This window comes from Burkholderia sp. LMG 13014 (genome assembly GCF_905232215.1).
GTDB lineage: Bacteria > Pseudomonadota > Gammaproteobacteria > Burkholderiales > Burkholderiaceae > Burkholderia.
In genome coordinates this window covers 1-1,438 of sequence record NZ_CAJNKE010000971.1, presented here as the reverse complement: position 1 = coordinate 1,438, position 1,438 = coordinate 1, and the positions used below count along the sequence as shown (strand labels likewise).

Below are 1,438 nucleotides of genomic sequence, written 5' to 3'. Positions count from 1 at the left end.
TCGCCGGTGACGAACCTCCTCGGCGGTCTGCTGGGCGGCGGCACCAAGAAGTAACGCTTTACCTATCAGAACCACAGGCCAATGGCCGGGCGCGCATCCATACCAAGCCCGGCCGACGGCCGGCGTCACCCGCCAAGCGGGGGCGCCGGCCCTCATCCGTACGAGGATCCGATCATGAATTCCACGCTCGACGGCATCGCCGCGGCCCAGGACCGCCCACCCCGTTCCGCCACGCCCCTCCGCGCCGGCCTGCTCGGCATCGCCGCCGGGCTCTGCGCGCTGTGGATCACGCGCGACCATCCCACGCTCGATGCAGCCACGCGCGCGGTCATCGCCAGCCTCGCGATCATCGGCACGATCGCGCTGCACGAAATCTTCATCTCGCGCGTCTACCTGCGCCCGAGCGCGGGCCTGTCGCGGCAGGCCGTCCGGCCGCTCGGCATCGCACGCGTCGCGACGCGGCTCGGCGCGCTGACGTCGATCTATGCAGGCATCGGCGTGATCTACTGGCTGCTGCCCGAATACCACGGTGCGTTCTACGTGCCGTTCTGGTCGCTGCTGCGCTCGCTCGCGCCGTACGTGATCGTCGCCGCGCCGTTCTACTTCGCGTGGATGGACCGCCACCAGCGCGAGACCGACGACGCGTACCTGCTGTGGGGCCGCTTCCTGTTCCGCCGCGCGCAGCCCGCGAGCTGGAAGCCGGTGCGCGAGATGCTGGCCGGCTGGGGCGTGAAAGCGTTCTTCCTGCCGCTGATGACCGTCTACCTGTCGAAGGACGCCGATCACCTGACCGCGTCGCTCGCGAACGCGATGCACGCGCCGATGACGCTCGCGACCTTCGTGTTCATGTACGACCTGTCGTTCACGATGGACCTGATGTTCGGCACCGTCGGCTACCTGTGCACGTTCCGCATCCTCGACAGCCACGTGCGCACCGTCGAGCCGACGACGCTCGGCTGGGTGGCCGCGCTGATGTGCTACCAGCCGTTCTGGTCGCTGTTCTCGAACAACTACATCCGCTACGAAGGCTCGATGTTCTGGGACAACTGGCTGCTGTCGGCCCCGACGCTGCGCGTGATCTGGGGCACGGTGATCATCCTGCTGCTGCTGACCTACGCGCTGTGCACGATCTCGTTCGGCCTGCGTTTCTCGAACCTCACCAACCGCGGCATCATCACGTCGGGCCCGTACCGCTTCACCAAACATCCGGCGTACATCACGAAGAACCTGTCGTACTGGATGGTATCGGTACCGTTCGTCGAGCCGCTCGGCTGGCAGGTCGGGCTCATGCACTGCGCCGGGCTCGTCGCGGTCAACCTGATCTACTACACGCGGGCAAAGACGGAAGAGCGCCACCTGATGCGCGACCCCGACTATCGCGCGTACGCCGAATGGATCGCGCAACACGGGCTGTTCGCGCGGATCAGGCAGGCATTCG

Annotated in this window: 1 protein-coding gene; it reads left to right on the top strand. The window is 67.0% G+C overall.

Annotated elements, in window-relative coordinates:
* Nucleotides 1-174 precede the first annotated feature (174 nt).
* A partial coding sequence (locus JYJ84_RS36625) for an isoprenylcysteine carboxylmethyltransferase family protein (RefSeq protein ID WP_205190295.1) occupies nucleotides 175-1,438 on the top strand: 1,264 nt, incomplete at its 3' end.